Source organism: Vibrio vulnificus NBRC 15645 = ATCC 27562 (assembly GCF_002224265.1).
Classification (GTDB): domain Bacteria; phylum Pseudomonadota; class Gammaproteobacteria; order Enterobacterales; family Vibrionaceae; genus Vibrio; species Vibrio vulnificus.
Map to the genome: position 1 here is coordinate 2667282 of NZ_CP012881.1, position 15617 is coordinate 2682898.

Sequence of the window (15617 nt, forward strand, 5' to 3'; positions counted from 1 at the left end):
GTCAGGTGTAAATTTACACCTGACTTAAGTTAGCCAAAGACCTAAATTTTTATTGAAAAATCTAGCGTATTTTTATGATTTCGTATTGAAGATATTCCATCTTCCACATGCGCAGCCCAAGCTTGTTGATATTCTTTAGTATCAAGATCTGGGTAGTACATTTTCAAAACTAACTCAGTAACATCACTAGTTTCTCCAAGCCAAGTATACTTATCCAATACAAGTGAGCCGTCTAACTTGGCTTCTTGGCCTTGATAACGGAAGTCACTTTCTATTGAACGGAAGAAAGCAATACGTGCCGATACGTTTGGAGTGATACCAGTATAGCCCTTCAACTTTTTAAGCTGTTCTTCAGTAGTGCGAGTCAGGTTCATACGATTAGGTAGCATTACACAGCCTCCTTAGTTGTTTCTCTCCAGAAGTAACCTTCTTTCAAGGTTGAAGACTTAGTTGTACCGTCAAAGCAGATTTCGTAAGTGCGCGCAATATCGTCTTGAATAAGACTGGTGTAGTTTCTATCGATCTCTGTATCTGTCGATAGAATCACAACTTGGTGGCTTGCTGTTGGGAAGTAGTTCTCAACGAGCTTATCACGGTGGTGCGAGTCTAAGCGACCTAGTGGTGTATCAATAATAATTGGCAGCTTACGACCAGATGTACGGCCTAGCGCTTCCAGAATTGAGATCGCGTAGATCTGTTTTTCACCTGCAGACATTGCTTTGCGATTGATCTTAATACCGTGTTCATCGACTAGTTCAACATCAAACGATGCAGGGTTAATTGAAGCAGATAGCTGCAAATCTTCTTTACGAGCCAGCTTCTTGTAAGATTGGACGAACTCGTTTTCTAACTGGTTGACGCGAGCTTTAGTTAACTGTTCACCAAATTTCTCAAGCAATAAGATTGAGTTTTGGGCATTGCTAATACTCTGATCTTTATTGGATTGATCTTTATTCTTATCGTGTAGCTTCTGAATTTGACGAGCTGTCTCTAGTGCTTGGCGCAATTCGCGTTTTGCTTCTTCAAGCAAAGCATGGTATTCGATAATCAGCTTCTCTTTTTTCTTATCTAATGCGCGCACGTCCGCAAAAAGCTCTTGCACCTGCTCTTGCTCAGGAGCTCGTGCAATATTGTTTGAGGCGTTATCGATCTCTTCTTCGACTTTTTGAAGACGTACTCGTGCTTCATCGAAACGTGAAAAAGATTCTCGAGACAGGTTAGAGAGTTGATAGTCAATAGTATTCGCTTGACGGTCGGAGATATCCAAAAGCAGCTCGGCAGAATCAAACTCACCCACGTGTGCTTTAAAGCTATCAGCAATCGCACTTTGAGCCATCTCGGTATCAAAACTTGGGTACTTTGAACGTAGTGTTTCTAAGAATGAGTCCAGCTCGTTGCCAAAGTTCTGTTTCTTCTTAATCTGTTGTTCTTGCTTTATCTGAGTTTGAAGGCGCTGCATTGCATTTGGTGCTAGCGCGAATGGAAGACTTGTCTCCATCTCCATGCGGATTTGCTTTTCAAGCTCTACTTTCTCTTTAAGCAAGCTATCTACTTTTTGTTGCTCATCTTCTCGAGTTTTAGCCCAAGCGCCGCCGTTTTGAGATAACTTATTCTCTAGACTAAGAATATCGCGTGATACGAGCTCAATTTGTGCGTCAACGATGTCCGCTTCACCGCGAAGTTTCTCTGCATTGCGCTCGTGGCTGATACGTTTCTCATCAAGAGAATCCATTTCCTTTTTTAACGATTGACTTAGTGCGCTAGAACCTTGTTTTTTCAAGAAGATATTTAAGTCACTCTTGAGCTTTGCGATAACATCTAAGCCCAATAGACGACGAACTGCAGTCTTTAGCACCGTGCCAGACTCATCTTCAGCAAGTTCTGCGATTTTTTCGCCGTCGAAAAAGAATAAGTCAGCGATGCCTGTTGGGATTAATTCGTTTAGAAAGCCCTGACACTGATCGTAATTGAGCTCGGGAATTTGAACTCCGTCTTTTTCAAGGCATAAATTATCTTTCTTACCGCGTTTCCAGCCGCGAATCACTTTATAAGTGTTTTCTTCGCCGTTTTGGCTGTATTTAAACTCAAGCTCAATCGATGCGTTATCTTGAACTCCACCATGGCCGACGCCTTTATGGATCAGTTCGGAAAGGGCATCAACGTACTCACCATTTGACAACACTTGGCTAAATGATTGACGGCCAAAAAGAGCGAGTCGCACAGCTGTCAGAATCGATGTCTTACCAGCACCGTTAAGGCCACCAAACAGAATAATTGGTCGTTCGGTTCCTTCAATAGGGCCATTTTTACTTAAGCGTGCCGGAGCAGGGCGCAAGTCAATTTCATGTACGCCACGGAACACTCGAAAGTTATTGAGAGTTAGTTTTGTTATTAACATTTCAGTATTTAAAACTCTTTTTGAAGCTGCTTATCTAGATCGGCAAGTTGTTCGTTATAGCGCTCGATCTCTTTTTGGTGAATATCAAACTCAGCTTTACTCTGTAGAGAAGCATGCTTTTGTTTGATCTCTTCCAAGCTACCCCAGTCTCGCTTCAACAGGGACGCGATTTTATTTGAAATACCGCTACGACGGCTTAAGCCTTCCATCGAGACTTCTAGCTCGATAAGCTTCATGATCATCTCTGGTTCAATATCAAAGTTGTCACACAGCTCATGGATGAGTTGTGCGTCATCTTTACCAAAACTTGCGTTATCGTCATATACCCAATCAAGGTCGTAACCATAAACTTCTTTGAAAATAGTAGGTAGAGAGTCGTCCCAGTCTGGCTCATTTGGATCGTGAATCCACTCTTGGCGAATAGCATGAAGTTCAGGTACTGTGATCAGCTCGATCTCTCTTCCTTCAGCTTTAAACTTCTTATCCAGTTCAAGCAACTCGCGCAACCATTGACGGCGATATTTCAGCCAGTAAGGTCCCGGAACGTGCTTACGTTCGGTTGCGATGTCTTCGCCTTCTTTTGCGTATTGGTAGCTGACTTTACCTGTGCGACGTTTATGGTTTCGGTACTCTTCTTTGTTCGCAGGATCGGTAGTCATTGACAGCTTATTACGGAATTCAAGAAGGGGAGCCATCCACTCTTCACCGTTTTGGATAAGGCTTTCCATTGCACGGTCTTTGGTTACGACAGTACATGTCCAGCAACCGAAGCGAGAGTTACCACAAGACGGTGTTGTCTCATCAATGACCATTGGACATTCGCCTTGACCAGAAGAGTCTTTGTAGAGATTCCACAGCACAAGGTTTTTGCCACCCCACGGATTTTCCCATTCAAGATCATACTCATCGATCCAAATGTTCTTAGGTCCGTACGGGGTTTGTTTAGTTTCTAGGTGGCAAAGACGCAGTAGCTTCCAAACATCATCTACACCCCATGTATCGATAGGGGTAAAAATAAACGCATTTGCAAGTGTTGTGTGGCGGGCTAATCGTGAGCCATCAATTTTGTGTTTCGCGATGACCTGCGCACGTGAGGCGCTTTCTTGGCTACGAGAGCCAAGTACTACAATCACTTCATCAAACTGTGAGACTTTAGACTTGATAAAGTCGCTCACAGGGTCAATTTTCATTCGTTCTGTACACCAACGGAAAGAACGTGTTGGCGCTGGGTAGCCTTTACCAAGCAAGTTTGCCCAAAATGTTTGATTGTCTTTAGGGACGACTTTATGGCAAGTGATAGGTAGGTTATCGCGCTTCGCGCCTTTCTCGATAGCAGCCAACGAGTCTTTGATGTGGTTAACAACAACAGGTGTTTCAACAAGTGTGTCTGAAGAGACCACAAAAACCGGTTTCTGGCGGTCTTTTGGCTCTAAGCCAAGTAGTGCCAAGTAAACTAACGACATGACTGCTGATGAGTCTTTACCACCGCTGTAACCAATTACCCATGGGCGTTTGTCAGCACAGTAGACACGCTGCACATCTGCAATGTAGTGGCTCAGTTTGTTATTTGCGAAGTCTTCTGCATTGATAAAGTCTTCGTATTCGGCTAGGTCTTCTGCCAGTTTTAGCTCGTGTATCATGATAACTGCTTCTCTAGAGCTTTCTCTTCAGGGGTTAGTGGTAACCCAAGTTCAATTTTTAGTGCGTTGGCAGTAAGTTGAATGTTCTGTGTCGACTTACTTAGTTTGCCGTGGTTCATACTTCGTTTGATCCAGTCCGGATTGGTTTTTAACCAGTTAACTTTGGCCAACTGCTGAAGCTTTTCTTTCCATAGTTTTGGTTCTTGGCACAGTAGGTGTTTACCTAATACGCCAATAGCATGTAGCCCTACTCCATGTGCGTGAATATACTCTTGGCGAAGTTGTGCTGGGGATACTTCTTTATCAATAACCATTTGCCAATCTTTTATATGACAAGTTACCTCTTGCCAGAATTCAGCGGCGAGTTGCTTCTCTTCTTCACTGAAGCCATCTTTAGGACCTTTACTCAAGAGAGCGCGAGTTGATTGCTTGATACTACTCAGAGTAAAAAGTTTGTTCGACTTGGGGCTGATATTGGACTTCTCCATTTCAGTCAAGCCGATAAACGGTTGCACCTTAGTTGCTAGTTCACGAGCAAGTTCAGAGCTTTCATCTCTGTGGTCATATAGCGTACCTAAAGATGGGCTAGGTTTAACCGCATACTTGTTTAAATCGGCAAACATTTGTTGACTTCGTGTTAAACCCTCATCGATGAAAAACAACACTGGAATGTTATCTTGGCCGAGATCGGGGTTTTCACGCAATGCTTCTTCAATTGCTTTGCGGCGATGCTGCCCATCATTGATTAGGATTTGCGCATCCATTGGCACTTTTAGAATGCCAAGATTCGGAGCGCCAGCATGGTCTTCAAAGGCAATGTCGACACCAACGGAAACTGTTAACGCCGAAAAAACGTAGTCTTTTGGATTATCAAGCAAGTATTTAACCATTTCTGGTATACGAGTTTTGTTCAGTGTACGTTGTGCGCGAAGTTCAGGTGGAACATCATCTTCGTTATAGCTAAAGATCTTAGGAATAATTCTTAGAGGGCAAGTAGCAATGTAAAATGGGCGTCCTGCTTGAATTCCTCTAACCGCAGGGAATGAGTAGCAGTAGCCTGAATCTTGATTGTGCATACGATACCTTTGAGTTTGTTGTTTTATGACAAAGTCCATAGGATTTAGCTAAGTCAACTTATTTGGGTATGTCAAATTTTGACGTACCAATCTTGGATTTTGTTATGTGTTGGTACTGTCTATGCGAATTCTTTCATAGGTATGCCAAAATGAGTGTGACATTCTACAAGGATGCTGGTGAGATTTCTATTGCAGGACTGGTTTTTTCTGAAGGTTTAAGTGAATGCCGTTGTGCTTATTGTAAACCCTCTGATTTCCTTATGATGTTTGCCCAAAAGTACCTCAAACTCCGTTCGCGTCATCTGAGTTTCTTCAGTTGGTTCAAATTCCATCAACTTGGCTACTCGTTTGTCAAAGCTCAGCTGCTTTTTGTAGTCTTTGTGCTCATTTGGCAGATAAAGGTGTTTGTTTAACAAAGGCGGCCTGCGTTTTTCATCCACATAATCAAAGAAGTCTATGTCTTGCTCTGCCATTTTGATTTTGATGCGCTCGACTAAAAAGGGCACAGATTTCTCGAAATCATCGTAAGCGGTTAAGGTGAGCTTGCCTGATGTGATATGGATTTTGATCAGGTCGATCTCGTCATTCAGCTCTCCATACATTTGTAAGCCCGCGCCGACGTATGCACGCAGTAAGAGTGGTAAGTCATCGATGTAATCACGATGAAGAATGAGTGAATGTCCTTCATTCAATAAGCTTGCAGGTAAATGTTGGTGGGCTTTTTTACATTGTGTGTTGATGAGTTCCGCATCGGCAATCGCAAATAGCAGCTCCGCTGCGAGGTTAAGCGCCGTTTTGTAATCATCAAACAGAGCTTTGATGTCACGCTTGAGTGATTCCGGTTGCTGTGTGTAAGGTTTTCGCTTCTCAAATAGCCCCATAGCAAAGTAAAGCAGCAAATCTTCTTTGCGGCGCTTTTCTGCTTTTTCGAACTCATGGGTATCAAACATTTCTCGCAGTAGGCCAAACACTTTCTTGTGTGAACCTATAAGCGCTCGAATTTTGTCTGATTGTTCAAACTCTTCATTGGCAGGTATACGCCCAAGCTCTAAGCATGAGTTCCAAAATGCATCGAATATCTCTTGGTTTTGGGTGATAAGGAGCTTTGCTTTGTCTTTTGCTTCGGCAGGTTCAGGAGAGGTGAGCTGTTGCCATTTGTGGTGGCGTTTGTACTTGCGCTGTAAGTACTGCTGCTCTTCAAGTTTATCTTTGAAGATATAAAAAATGCCCGGGGCAACGGTAATGGCATCCTCTTGTAAACTGCGTTCAAGATACGCTTTTATCTCTGACTGAACGTAATACTTTTGGAAGGTGTTGCGAGAGGTGATCACGCCATCTTTATAGGGTTTGAACTGGGCGATATAACTTTCGGTGGCCAGCATCACGGAGACAACGAGAACCTTATTCGCGAGCTCCCATGCACCTAATAATGCGTCCAAACGTTCGTCTTGATCTTCAATCACGTTGAGGACGAAACCTAGGTTGACGATGTCTGAACTCACTTTGTCATTGTCTGGCTGAAAGTTTGGGTCCCACCCAAGTGCGTCTAGCCCGTGTGCTTCTAGCTCTCGTAAATCATCACCACGTCCGCAGCCATAATCAAAAATGGAGTAAACGCCCTCGAGGTAACCGTGCTTTGCTAGGTTTTTCATCGGTGCGGAGAGTTCGTGACGGACAAGGGCAGTTTTATAGCGATCGATCTCGGTTTTCGTTTCTGCATGAAATGTAGAGGTGCGAAATAAATGGCCATCGACGAGCTCGTAACCATGCCGAGCGATCACATTTTCCCAAGAGCGTTTAAATCCGATGATTCGAGTGTTTTCATACAACCCTGCATTTTCTCCCTCACGGGTTAGGGAAACAAAATGTGAGTAGTATTCGCTGGTGGGCAAGACCATGATTTCTTTTCGATGCAAGATGGGAGGGTTATCAGAATCTTCGTAGCAAGTGAGCTTATTACTCAATTTGGCAAGGTCGACGTTAAGGCTTTGTTTTAGCGCAGGGTAAGAATCACAATAAAAAGCAGGGTAATGCAGTAGAGAGAGTCGAAACTCTCTTTTAAAGAGTTTTACAAGGTTCCATTGGTCGTCTGGCAGGTTAAGGGCCTTAGCAACCGCAGGAATAAACTTGGCCAGTTCTGGTGGGAGAGCGCTGAAAGCATCCCTATGAAGATACACCGCTTCTGGTAATTGTTTGCCAACTCGGACTCGTGAGATGAGCTCAGAAAACAGTGCTTTATTCATGGCGATTTCCGGTGTTTTTTCCGATTATACGCGATTAAAAAGAGTTGGTTGGCGGTACTTTGAGGCACTCAACATTTTCGAGAGATGAATCACGGTAAGGCGAGGTTTGTGCTTGTGGTTTAATCGTATTTTAATCATTCAAAACTCAGAAATCCTTTTTCAATGGATTATCATCTCGGTCGTGAGTCCTCACTCCCGCCACATTCTAAAAGGTCTGATTTATCAGGCCTTTTTTCATATCTACACAAAAGCAATGCATCTCAGGATTTGGTTCGGATGGCCTTAAATAAGAGACCATCCTTTTTGTATACAGCCACTTCACTAAATATCGAGCCGCAAGTTTTCTTGAATTTCATCTATTAGTGTTTTTGGTACATCCCATTCCTCAGCAAGCTGACGCCAAGTTGATACGTGCTCAATCGTTGTATCAATAATGTCGTCGATCTTTCTCTTGTTAAAAATAGGGCTTAGTTTCTCTAAGCTATAGAAATCACCGCGTGTAAAGTTATCTCTTTTGCCATTCAAGCTCATCCAATGGCTGTTTACCCATTTACTACCTGGTTTATAGCTATAGGCTAAATCATAAGCGGGAGCGAGAGACCATCTGTCTTTTTTCAACATAAAGGCAAAGTTCTTTGAGTGGTCGTCATGATTTCGAGCAATGATATTGAACGTCATGCGTTTGAATAGCTGCTCAGCGTCAACAGCGGAAAGCTTCAATTGTCTGGCAATGCCAAATAACTCTGCGTAAGAGAATGACCCCGGCTTTTTATAATCAATGTGGGCCAGGCCGTTTAGCGTTTGTACGTGTACCTTGCTATTTTTAATTCGATCAAACCGCTGTGTAATAAAGTGCCGTCGATTGCCTTCATGGAGTAAGCGGCATGGCATCATATCGACACCGCATTTGTTCGCCATTAAATGATAAACAAACTCCATTGCGCCATAACCTAATGGGTCACCGAAGGTTTCTTGATTTTTGTTATGCTCACTAACACCGTCAAACTTCATCAAATAATGAGTAAATCCACTTGGCACGTTGGTTTGGCCGGAGCGGACTTGAGTAAAATCTTCATTAAATGCCAAGACGGCTTTCGGCCTTGCGCCTCCCGCACTCATACCAACAGATAATAAAGACATCATTGCTTCTCTATCGTCTTGGCCATTTTGTTTGAGCTCGACTTCAAAATTACCTCGTGAATCTAAGATTTCTTGTGCAATTGAAACGAGCGATTGGATTTCTACCTGTTGTGAAGCATTTAAACTTCGTAACTTTGTCGCTGGCGCATACTCAAGAGCGCCCATGCCTCGCTTTCCCGTATATTGGAGGCGTTGCAGTGGGGTAATGTCACTCGGTGAACGACCCTGACTTGCAACCCATGCGTTGAGAACCGCGTTACCAAAATCATCAGGTAAGGAGTCAGCAATTAAACCGGGTAGTCCTTTAAAGGTATTGAAATCCAGTTCGGTAAAGCGATAGATACGATTCGATAATGGCATTTTGATTGGAGAGAGCTCGACCCCCTTTTTTACAAAGCTTGGATCATATTCAAATGATCCAAGTCCCTTTTCAGTGTCAAAACTCACAGCGCCAACGAGATCGCCTTGGTAAGTTATTGTAATGACTTCCATTACCATTCTGGTGTCTCCTCATCTTTATTACTGCGCTGTCCAGAGGCTCTCTGCCTTTTCTTTCCTTGCAGTTTTGCCAGCTGTAAAGGAGAAATTTCTTGTTTAGGGATAAAGAGATCAATTTGTTCTGTAAGGTCTAATGCCATTAATATCGCGATCATGATATCGAGCTGCACTTTTCCTTTTTCTGCATTCAAAACTGTTTTGCGGGCAATGCCAGCAATTTCTGCAACTTCAGATTGTGTTAGGTCTCGATTGAGTCGAGCTTGCTTCAACCTATCGCCGATTTCTTCTGCTAATGCTGCGGCTGTTACATGTTTCACTCTAAAGTCCTATTTTGGTTTCATTGTTGGTGTTTTGTTGCGTAATGTTCTTAATTTAGGACCTTATGTTGGTACTGTCAATAATCGCATTTAGTGTTCCATTTTGGTGACATTAAGTGTCTTTAAGTCTAATAAAGTAACTATTTTTGGACATTGTGATGTTTGTAGAAAATCTCTTCTAGAGGGGAGTGATGGAAGGCTCTTTGGAGGGATTACCAGAAGCTCAACGGCTCCAACAAGAATTGAAAAGGCGGTATGGCTATCATGCGCTCTCTATCAGAGGCAGCACTGAACAAGCTTACAGGGTTTGATATGCCTGAAACGAAGTTGAACGCCTAATTATCGCAAGGGTGCCGATTTGAAGTGTGGGTACACGTTAAAAGTGACAAGTGATTGTTAAGGTTGTGCTAGTCAATCTTTCTATCGGCTTTTAAGCCTTCATTACTATTCGATATAAACTTGCGGCAATAAATTTCTCTTGGTTATAAAAAGGATTCATAACACATGGTATAATCTGCGGCTATAACATGCTGTGGTCAAAGAGATTTGTAGAATGTTCCGCTTTGGTGCGTTTCACCTCTTAACCCAGTATCAGAAAAATAGTGAACAAACAAAGAATAAAAGGAACGAAGATGAAATGCCCAAAATGCAGTTCTGATTTTGAACAGCTTCAAACACCGCTAGGTGATGTAGAAAGATGCACGGAGTGTAAAGGGCTGTGGATTGACGCTTATGAAGTTGAAGCGATGAAACCTCTTGCCGATGTTATCGATTCAGGTGATGAAGAGATCGGCAAAGCATTTAACGTGATTGACCGTATCAATTGCCCGGTTTGTCCCAACAACCAGTTACTGCGCTTAGTTGATCCTAAACAGCCTCACATTTGGTTTGAAAGCTGCCCTACGTGTAAAGGCCGTTTCTATGATGCGGGTGAGTTTAAAGATTTAGCCACTCTCGATCTTTCTGACTTTTTCAAAAAGTTTGGCCTAGTTGAACGCTTGTAGACGCCACATCACATAATGAGGCGGGTTCCCATCGCTTGGTATAGTGATCTAAGGGGTCGGAATTCGCTGATATTGAAGCAATGCGTTAGAAGAGTTGGCGACTAATGTCAGATCGCGTTTTTATTATCCCATCACGGAGCAAACAACATGGAATTAGTTGTCCCTTCACCAGAGTTTGAGCTTGCCTTTGCATATTTTTACGACGATTTTGCACAGAATGATCGTGAAAATGCGGACTATTATCTTGAGGGCAAAACGGATTTTTCAACGTATGTTCAGCGGTTGCATGATGAAGCAATGGGGGTCAATCTACGCGAAGGCTATGTACCATGCAGCCACTTTTGGCTGGTGGATGCTCAAAAAACGGTTCTTGGTGCGATTCGAGTTCGTCACAACATCAATAATGAATTTCTTGCGATGGAAGCAGGCCACATTGGCTACGATATCGCGCCTTCACATCGAGGAAAAGGGAATGGTAAATTGATGCTTAAGTTGGCATTACCGAAAGCGGCAGAGCTTGGCATTGAACGGGCATTAATCACCGCTGATGAAGATAACCTTGCGTCGCGTGGTGTGATAGAAGCCAACGGTGGAAAGTTTGAGAACATTGTTATGGGCAAGGTGTTTCCCAATGCCTTGGCTCGGTATTGGGTTGATTGTAAGTAAATCGCGTACTTTCATTCCAACAAAGAGATGGCCACCAAGGAGGTTCATTTGAATCATCGTGTTGTGTTTACCGGTGGGCCGGGGGCGGGCAAAACCTCCGTGATCGAGTATCTCAATAACTTAGGTTATCCCAGTGCACCCGAAGTGGGGCGAAAAGTCATCCAAGCACAAATGCAATCTCAAGGAAGTGCTTTACCTTGGCTGGACAAAGTGGCCTTTCGCGACCAAATGGTGGCTGAAGAAATCAAAAACTATGACGACTTTGGGCACGCAGTAACGACTTTTTATGATAGAAGCATTATTGACTGCTACGGCTATAGTAAGCTTGAAAACTTACCGATTACGACGCTTTTATCCACGAAATGTTGTGAGTTAAGTTATGAGCGTAAGGTGTTTATTTTCCCGCCATGGGAATCGATCTATAAAAATGATCGAGAGCGAAAGCAAGATTTTAACGAAGCCGTTGCTACATATCGCGAAATGGTGAGTGCCTACACGCAGTTTGGTTACGATTTGCTGGAAGTGCCGATGGTCTCCGTTCGAGAGCGAGCGGAATTTATTTTAAACAACCTCAAACCCTAATCTTTAGTATGGCGCTATGCCTTGGGAGAAAAGATGAAGTTTTATCGCGCAGAGGAGTATCAGGCTTCTTGTGAACAACGCTATGAAAAATACCAAAGTGAGATTGAAGCGCTACTCCCTGATGCCGTTGTCGAGCACGTAGGGGCATCTTCCATTCCTTTGGCGGTTTCTAAAGGCGACTTGGATATCTATGTGGGTGTGGATAGCGAAGAGTTAGAAAACGCGGTAAAAACACTCAAAGGTTTGGGCTTTGAGGAAAAGCAAGATACGTTAAGAACACCTGAGCTATGCATGTTGGAAAGCACCGCCAATGAAGATGTGGCGTTCCAAGTGGTTGCCAATGGTTCTGAGTTTGAGTGCTTTTTGGCGTTTAGAGATAAGCTGCGTGCAAACCCTGAGTTGGTTCAACAATACAATGCGCTGAAAATCTCATGTACTGGTTGGTCTCAAGACGAATATCGTCTGAAAAAATCAGCATTTGTTGAACATGTTTTGGCGCAGTAAACAACGTGTGTCCGAAAATGGATGAGCTCATCGCTCTCATCAAAGAAGACCGAATGAGAACAGAGGCGTTAGGCCATGTGGCCGAGTTGTGCTTGCCTCAGTGCTATATTGCCGCAGGTTTTGTGCGAAATTTGGTTTGGGATTCATTACACGGTTTTGTCACTCCCTTGAATGACGTTGATGTGATCTACTTTGATCCCATAGAGTCAAACCCCGATGCTTATTTGCAATATGAAGCGCATTTAAAAGCGCACATGCCGCAGTTCAATTGGCAGGTTCGCAATCAAGCAAAAATGCATATTCGTAACGGGGATGAACCGTATAAAAGCGCGGTAGATGCCATGCGTTATTGGCCAGAGAAAGAAACGGCAGTGGCCGTTCGGCAAGTGGCGCCGAATCAATATGAATGTGTTTCGGCTTTTGGGCTTGAATCTCTATTTCTCGGTCATATCACGCACAATCCTAAGCGTTGTTTGGCAACGTTTGAACACCGCGTTACTTCAAAAGGATGGGTGTCCCGCTGGCCTCAATTAGTGGTGGTGTCGTAATAACACTTTGCCGTTTGGGCTTGCCCTTTTCGTGATGCGGCTAGCCGCTCTGAATCTGCATCACTCATTTTTATCAATTCATGGAGTGAAGAAAACAATGGAAGCAAAAGAGGTCGTTTTAGCCTATTGGCAGGCGATGAAAAGTAATGATTTTGCCAAAGCCAGTGAATGGTTAAGTTTGGACTTTGAGGGCTTTTGGCCGCAATCTGGTGAGCTAATTGTTGGCAGAGAGAATTTTATCGCGATTAACACCGATTACCCGGCCAATGGTGTTTGGACATTCGACATTCATTCCGTTGTTTGTGAGGGGGCTACGGTTGTGACAGACGTTGTGATTACCGATGGCGTTCAAAAAGCGCGAGCCATCACTTTTCATACGGTTGAAAATGGGCTTATCTGCAAGCAAAAGGAATTTTGGCCGGATCCAATGCCAGCGCAAGCGTGGCGTTCAAAATGGGTCAAGATCGTTCAAGAGTCGTGTGATTAAGTGATTTTTGGCTATCTAGAACCACAAAAGAATAAACGAAACAATAGGGAAAAAGTTTTGCAAGAGTTTCAAGTTTACCTGTTTGATATGGATGGCACCTTAGTGAATTCGGAACCATTGAAAGGGCAAGCGTTGGCCCTAGCTTGCCAAGATTACGGCTCAGTGGTGGATTTTAATATCTATAAAGAGGTGATGGGAGAGAGCTGGCCTGTGGTCACTGGCCATTTTTTCAAACATGCGAATATTTCCCCTGAGCTCGCCGAGTTCAATACACACTTTCGGGCTCACTACGAGAGATTGCTGTCGGAAAACCTCGAGTTGAATCGCGGCGCGAAAGCGTACATTGAACATTTGAATGCGAGTGGAAAACAGTGTGCCGTGGTCAGCTCAGCAGCAACGTGGATGGTGGAAAACATACTGAATGCGCTAGAGCTGAAGGAGGCGTTTAAGGTTGTGATCACACAAGAGCACGTTACAAAACACAAACCCGATCCAGAAGCCTTTAATCTGGCGTTGTCAAAACTGGGTGTGACGCCAGAACAGGCAATTATATTTGAAGATTCTCATGCTGGCGTCTTGGCTGGCCGAGCGAGCGGTTGTAACGTGGTGGCCATCAGGCATGAATTTAATGGCAAAAATGATTTGAGTGGTGCGGTTGCTTGTATCGAGAGTTTTGAAGCGCTTTTGGTGTAACGCAAAGCGCAAACAAATTCAGGCCAAGGTCGGGCAATGCGCTGCATTTGAAACAACGCCTAGTGCTTTAAAAACTCAACCTGGTGACAGATTGAGTTTTTACATTTTATCGGCCAAGTATTCGTTGACCGTTACACTTTAAAGAAGGCAACTTCTTGTTTGAGATGATCAGAAAGCGCGTTCAAGTTCTGGCTGGCCACCTGGTTATTCTCCATTGATCGAATGGACTCCTTCGACATGCAGGATATCTGTTCCATGGCCACGACAAGCTCACGGACCACTTCCACTTGTTCATCCGTTGCGATGACAACCTCACGCACTCGATTGAGAGAATCTTGAGACTGCTGCTCAATGCTCACCAGCAGTTGGCTCGCTTGTGCGGTGTTTTTCTGACAACTCTCTACCTTAGGCTGCGTGTTTTCCATTGCAGTCACGCTGGCAACGGTTTGAGCTTGCACTTCTTTGAGCATCGCCTCGATCTGCGTTGTTGCTTCACCTGTACGTTTGGCTAGGCTTCGCACTTCATCGGCCACGACGGCAAAGCCGCGTCCAGATTCACCCGCTCGCGCCGCTTCTATCGCAGCATTCAGCGCGAGCAAGTTGGTTTGCTCTGAGATACTGCTGATCATATTGACGATTCCGCCAATATCGCGCGTTTTGGCCTCTAGCTGTTTGACCTGAGCAACCGTTTCATTGACGGCGGCGGTCACAGACAGCATTTGCTTCGCCACTGCCGCCACAAGCACACGGCCATCACGGGCATTATCAGAGGTATTGACTGAGTTTTGCTCAGTAAGGCTCACCACTTTGGAAATGTCGTCAATGCTGGCATGCATGCTTTCTAATTTCGTGGCCATGTTTTGTGTCAGCGACGCTTGTTGCTGAGCGGAGTCAAAGACTGAACTAGAACCGCTTGAAACGGCTTCCACTTGCATAGCCAGTTGCTCTGATGCGTTTCGGATATTGTGCACGATAGAGCTGAGTTTATCGGACATCAACGAAAGTGAGTGCAGAATACTGCCTTTATCACTGCTCTGATGTTGTTGAGTTAACTCGCCATTGGCCATCAACTGAATCGCATGTTGGGCCACATAGGGTTCACTTCCCAAGGAAAGTCGAAAACTGCGCTCAATAATGAAACCAACCATTGCCGAAATCAGCACGGCGATACCACTTAACACCAGCATTAAGCTCTGAAATCCGTTGGCCTCCGCACGAGCGATGGGCGTCAGTTGTTGGTTGAGCGACTCTTGACAATCAATAAACTCATTGATCACTTTTAACCAACTGGCAAAGCTTGGACGAACTTGTTCAAGTAGCAAAGGGGTAACGTCTTCGCCACTTTTTTTCTTCGCAATCACTTCTCTCACAAGAGGCAGCGTTTTTGTTTGTATATCACCAATGCGCTGCAAAATGGCTCGCTCTTGCGCTGAAAAGGGAATGCCATCAGCCATCATGCTTTGCATGTTTTGTTCCGATTGTTGATAGAATTTTTCTAATCGACGGATTTCATCTTCAAAACGAGCAAGCTCTTGTGAGGTTCGGGCCATTGAAACATCGCGAATCGCGATCGCTCGATCATGGACACTGCCGCGAAAGTTGATCGCGTATCGTTGTTTTACCGAGTTAATGTCCGTCACCTCAGCAAGGCTTTTGTCGATAAAGTTAACTTTTTGAATACCGACGATGGTCAGTAACGCCATAAGTGCCACTAACGTACCAAAACCGAGCGCCAAACGCGTCCTTACTTTTAACTGTGCAAGGTATTGCATTCCATACTCCTGATAGCAAACGTAACCGTTGAGGCAATATCGCCATCAA

The 15617-nt window shown here is 44.1% G+C and carries 15 protein-coding genes; 7 read left to right on the forward strand and 8 right to left on the reverse strand.

Annotated features, from left to right (window positions below; all coding sequences use genetic code 11):
* Positions 1-41: 41 nt before the first annotated feature.
* The 7 genes from dndE to AOT11_RS12385 all read right to left on the reverse strand — a co-directional run bounded on the left by dndE (position 42) and on the right by AOT11_RS12385 (position 9312).
* On the reverse strand, positions 42-389 hold the full coding sequence (gene dndE / locus AOT11_RS12355; protein ID WP_017421953.1) for a DNA sulfur modification protein DndE: 348 nt from the start codon (positions 387-389) through the stop codon (positions 42-44).
* Positions 389-2398: a DNA sulfur modification protein DndD gene (gene dndD, locus AOT11_RS12360; protein WP_017421952.1), complete on the reverse strand. Its 2010-nt coding sequence runs from the start codon at positions 2396-2398 to the stop codon at positions 389-391. Before dndD ends, dndE begins: the two co-directional genes overlap by 1 nt.
* Positions 2399-2406: 8 nt before the next feature.
* Entirely contained in the window at positions 2407-4038 is a 1632-nt protein-coding gene (locus tag AOT11_RS12365; protein ID WP_017421951.1) for a DNA phosphorothioation system sulfurtransferase DndC, read from the reverse strand.
* A complete protein-coding gene (dndB, locus tag AOT11_RS12370) occupies positions 4035-5114 on the reverse strand; it encodes a DNA sulfur modification protein DndB (RefSeq protein WP_017421950.1) in 1080 nt (359 codons plus the stop codon). The genes AOT11_RS12365 and dndB overlap by 4 nt, the downstream gene beginning before the upstream one ends.
* A 215-nt stretch (positions 5115-5329) precedes the next feature.
* Positions 5330-7357 (reverse strand): DNA phosphorothioation-associated putative methyltransferase, encoded by a 2028-nt coding sequence (locus AOT11_RS12375; protein ID WP_017421949.1) that lies wholly within the window; start codon positions 7355-7357, stop codon positions 5330-5332.
* 321 nt (positions 7358-7678) lie between these two features.
* Positions 7679-8995, reverse strand: coding sequence for a type II toxin-antitoxin system HipA family toxin (locus AOT11_RS12380; RefSeq protein ID WP_017421948.1), 1317 nt, complete (start codon positions 8993-8995; stop codon positions 7679-7681).
* The gene (locus AOT11_RS12385) at positions 8989-9312 is read right to left on the reverse strand and encodes a helix-turn-helix transcriptional regulator (protein ID WP_011080067.1); all 324 of its coding nucleotides are present in this window, start codon (positions 9310-9312) and stop codon (positions 8989-8991) included. Before AOT11_RS12385 ends, AOT11_RS12380 begins: the two co-directional genes overlap by 7 nt.
* A 632-nt stretch (positions 9313-9944) precedes the next feature.
* Between AOT11_RS12385 and AOT11_RS12390 the strand changes: the two genes are divergently transcribed.
* The 7 genes from AOT11_RS12390 to AOT11_RS12420 all read left to right on the forward strand — a co-directional run bounded on the left by AOT11_RS12390 (position 9945) and on the right by AOT11_RS12420 (position 13796).
* Positions 9945-10316, forward strand: a complete 372-nt coding sequence (locus AOT11_RS12390) for a zf-TFIIB domain-containing protein (protein WP_011080068.1) — start codon at positions 9945-9947, stop codon at positions 10314-10316.
* Between the two features lie 147 nt (positions 10317-10463).
* Positions 10464-10982: a GNAT family N-acetyltransferase gene (locus AOT11_RS12395; protein ID WP_026050626.1), complete on the forward strand. Its 519-nt coding sequence runs from the start codon at positions 10464-10466 to the stop codon at positions 10980-10982.
* 48 nt (positions 10983-11030) lie between these two features.
* The gene (locus AOT11_RS12400) at positions 11031-11564 is read left to right on the forward strand and encodes an AAA family ATPase (RefSeq protein WP_026050627.1); all 534 of its coding nucleotides are present in this window, start codon (positions 11031-11033) and stop codon (positions 11562-11564) included.
* Between the two features lie 33 nt (positions 11565-11597).
* A complete protein-coding gene (locus AOT11_RS12405; protein ID WP_026050628.1) occupies positions 11598-12068 on the forward strand; it encodes a GrpB family protein in 471 nt (156 codons plus the stop codon).
* A 17-nt stretch (positions 12069-12085) separates the two neighbouring features.
* Positions 12086-12616, forward strand: a complete 531-nt coding sequence (locus AOT11_RS12410; protein WP_172840601.1) for a nucleotidyltransferase family protein — start codon at positions 12086-12088, stop codon at positions 12614-12616.
* A gap of 97 nt (positions 12617-12713) precedes the next feature.
* Complete coding sequence (locus tag AOT11_RS12415; protein WP_026050629.1) at positions 12714-13103, forward strand: nuclear transport factor 2 family protein; 390 nt, start codon at positions 12714-12716, stop codon at positions 13101-13103.
* 57 nt (positions 13104-13160) lie between these two features.
* A complete protein-coding gene (locus AOT11_RS12420) occupies positions 13161-13796 on the forward strand; it encodes an HAD family hydrolase (protein ID WP_026050630.1) in 636 nt (211 codons plus the stop codon).
* 131 nt (positions 13797-13927) lie between these two features.
* Here AOT11_RS12420 and AOT11_RS12425 read toward each other — a convergent pair whose 3' ends face one another.
* On the reverse strand, positions 13928-15568 hold the full coding sequence (locus AOT11_RS12425) for a methyl-accepting chemotaxis protein (RefSeq protein ID WP_017421942.1): 1641 nt from the start codon (positions 15566-15568) through the stop codon (positions 13928-13930).
* Positions 15569-15617 lie beyond the last annotated feature (49 nt).

What these genes read in the sequence shown, in the direction of transcription:
- dndE (WP_017421953.1), bottom strand. Translation starts at nt 389, where the DNA reads ATGCTACCTAATCGTATGAACCTGACTCGCACTACTGAAGAACAGCTT.
- dndD (WP_017421952.1), bottom strand. Translation starts at nt 2,398, where the DNA reads ATGTTAATAACAAAACTAACTCTCAATAACTTTCGAGTGTTCCGTGGC.
- AOT11_RS12365 (WP_017421951.1), bottom strand. Translation starts at nt 4,038, where the DNA reads ATGATACACGAGCTAAAACTGGCAGAAGACCTAGCCGAATACGAAGAC.
- dndB (WP_017421950.1), bottom strand. Translation starts at nt 5,114, where the DNA reads ATGCACAATCAAGATTCAGGCTACTGCTACTCATTCCCTGCGGTTAGA.
- AOT11_RS12375 (WP_017421949.1), bottom strand. Translation starts at nt 7,357, where the DNA reads ATGAATAAAGCACTGTTTTCTGAGCTCATCTCACGAGTCCGAGTTGGC.
- AOT11_RS12380 (WP_017421948.1), bottom strand. Translation starts at nt 8,995, where the DNA reads ATGGTAATGGAAGTCATTACAATAACTTACCAAGGCGATCTCGTTGGC.
- AOT11_RS12390 (WP_011080068.1), top strand. Translation starts at nt 9,945, where the DNA reads ATGAAATGCCCAAAATGCAGTTCTGATTTTGAACAGCTTCAAACACCG.
- AOT11_RS12395 (WP_026050626.1), top strand. Translation starts at nt 10,464, where the DNA reads ATGGAATTAGTTGTCCCTTCACCAGAGTTTGAGCTTGCCTTTGCATAT.
- AOT11_RS12405 (WP_026050628.1), top strand. Translation starts at nt 11,598, where the DNA reads ATGAAGTTTTATCGCGCAGAGGAGTATCAGGCTTCTTGTGAACAACGC.
- AOT11_RS12410 (WP_172840601.1), top strand. Translation starts at nt 12,086, where the DNA reads ATGGATGAGCTCATCGCTCTCATCAAAGAAGACCGAATGAGAACAGAG.
- AOT11_RS12415 (WP_026050629.1), top strand. Translation starts at nt 12,714, where the DNA reads ATGGAAGCAAAAGAGGTCGTTTTAGCCTATTGGCAGGCGATGAAAAGT.
- AOT11_RS12425 (WP_017421942.1), bottom strand. Translation starts at nt 15,568, where the DNA reads ATGCAATACCTTGCACAGTTAAAAGTAAGGACGCGTTTGGCGCTCGGT.